The 2,272-nt window shown below is 77.6% G+C and carries 1 protein-coding gene and 1 pseudogene; one reads left to right on the top strand and one right to left on the bottom strand.

Annotated elements, in window-relative coordinates; all coding sequences use genetic code 11:
- Window positions 1-173 precede the first annotated feature (173 nt).
- Window positions 174-1,544: pseudogene (locus ACFV0G_RS35855) on the bottom strand (rhodanese-like domain-containing protein); the annotation flags it as partial.
- Window positions 1,545-1,882: 338 nt separating this feature from the next.
- Here ACFV0G_RS35855 and ACFV0G_RS35850 point away from each other — a divergent pair.
- Window positions 1,883-2,272: TSUP family transporter (locus ACFV0G_RS35850; RefSeq protein ID WP_380556974.1), on the top strand; the 390-nt coding region annotated here is incomplete at its 3' end.

The raw sequence follows: 2,272 nt of genomic DNA, 5'->3' as shown, positions 1-2,272 counted from the left end.
GGCCCGGCCCGGCCCGGCCGCCTGGGCCGCCGCGGCCGAGGCCCCGCCCGCCCCGTCGGCCCCCCCCCGGGTCCCCGCCGGCGCCCCCCGCCCCCGGGGCGGGGCCCCGGGGCCCGGGGGGCCCCGCGCGCCCCCCGCCCGGACGGGGCACCGGTGGCGGCCCCGGGAGGTGCCGCGTCCGCGGCCGCCCAGGCGGTGTAGCCCCCGAGCAGGTCCGAGGTCTCCTCGCGGCCCCGGCTGCGCAGCAGGCTGGCGGCGATCGACGAGCGGTGGCCGCCCGCGCAGTGCACCACGACCGGCCGGTCCGCGGGGATCTCCCCGATGCGGCCGGGCAGTTCGGCGAGCGGGATGTGCACCGAGCCCTCGATCGCGCCGCCGGCCCGCTCGCCGGCGTCGCGGACGTCCACCACCAGCGGCGGCCGGTCGCCGGACAGCGCCTCGCGCAGCCCGGCCACGGTGCGCCGCGGCGCGGCGCGCATCTCGTCGGCGGCGGCGGGGAGCTGGTCCTCGGGGTGCGGCAGGTGGCCGGCCACCCGGTCGAAGCCGATCCGGGCGAGCCGGGTCACGACCTCCGCGGCCCGGTCGTCCGGTGCTACCACCAGGACGGGCTGCGCCGGGTCGAGGACGGTGCCGGCCTGTTCGGCGAACCGGCCGTCGGCGGGCACGTTGACCGCGCCGCGCAGGTGGCCGGCGGCGAACTCCTGCGGGCTGCGGGCGTCCAGGACGGTGGCGCCGGCCTCCCGCCGGGCCAGGAAGTCGTCCAGCGGCAGGGCGCGGACGGCCGCGGCCGGGTCGAACAGCCGGTGCTCTCGCCGGTTCAGGTCGGCGTCGTAGCCGAAGTAGCCGGGGGCGGCGGACTGTCCGGCCGTGACGATCGCCACGAAGGCGTCCTCGGTCATCGGCGCGCAGGCGTAGTTGGTGGCCCGCTGCTCGCCGATGGTGGACTGGCGCTCGGTGGAGAGGTTCTTGCCGCAGGACGAGCCGGCCCCGTGCGCGGGGAAGACCCGCACCTCGTCGGGCAGCGCCATCAGCCGGTGCTGGACGCTGTGGTGGAGCATCCGGCCCAGCTCGTCCGCGGTCCGCCCGACGGAGGCGAGCAGGTCGGGGCGGCCGACGTCGCCGATGAAGAGCGCGTCCCCGGTCAGCACGCCGTACGGGAGGGTGTCGGCCGCGTGCTCGCGGACCAGGACGCTGATCGACTCCGGCGTGTGGCCGGGAGTCTCCATGACCTCCAGGGTCACGTCCCCGAGCACGATCACCTCGCCGTCGACGAGCTTGCGGATCGGGTACTCGGTCTCCGCCCGGCGTCCGTAGCCGATCCAGGCGCCCGTCCGCGCGGCCAGCTCCAGGTGGCCGGCCAGGAAGTCCGCGTGGAAGTGGGTGTTGATCACTCCCTCGACCGTGAAACCGTGCCGTTCCGCATCGGCCAGGTACTCGGCGATGTCCCGCCGGGGGTCGACCACCACGGCCCTTCCGGTGGTCTCGTCGGCGATCAGGTACGAAGCCTGGGACAGGCAGTCGAGGTAGTACTGGGCGAAGAACACGGGACCTCCTTGCTGCCCTGACGGCAGCGCTCGCTTCCTTCAACAATACCCCCATGGGTATCCAATGGCCCGGGCCGGAGCCGGGGCGACCGACGGCCGCTACATACGGGTGGGGGTATATGGTGGTTACCGAGCATACCCCGGCGGGTATTCGGAACGGCCCTGGAGGGCCGGCGGAGGGCGGGGGGCGACCGCACCGGACCACACCCGCCGCCCGACACCCCGTGGAGTACCCGCATGGCACCGCCCCGCCCGGCCACCACCCGGCCGACCCTCCGGCCGCCGTCCGCCGCGCCCCTGCCCGACCCGGTCCACCGGGCGCCGGCCGGAGCGGCCGCATGACCGCCCTGCTGCTCGCCCTGGCCGCCGGCGCCGTGGTCGGCCTCGCCCTCGGCGGACTGGGCGGCGGCGGCAGCATGCTGGCCGTTCCCGCCCTGATCTACCTGCTCGGCTTCTCGGCCGGCCAGGCCACCACCGCGGCCCTGCTGATCGTCGCGGCGACCTCGCTCACCGCGCTGCTCACGCACGCCCGGGCGGGCCGGGTGCGCTGGCGGACCGGCCTGCTGTTCGCCGCCGCCGGACTGCCGGCCGCCGCCGCGGCCGGCGCACTCTCCGCATCGATACCCGCGGCCGTGCTCACCGCGGCCTTCGCCGCCCTCGCCGCGGTGGCCGCCTGGCGGATGCTCGCCGCCCGCCGCCCGGCCCCGCCGGCGGATCCGGCGGGCGGC

It is taken from the genome of Kitasatospora sp. NPDC059571 (genome assembly GCF_042735675.1).
Classification (GTDB): Bacteria; Actinomycetota; Actinomycetes; order Streptomycetales; family Streptomycetaceae; genus Kitasatospora.
This window is presented reverse-complemented; position numbering and strand designations above follow the sequence as displayed.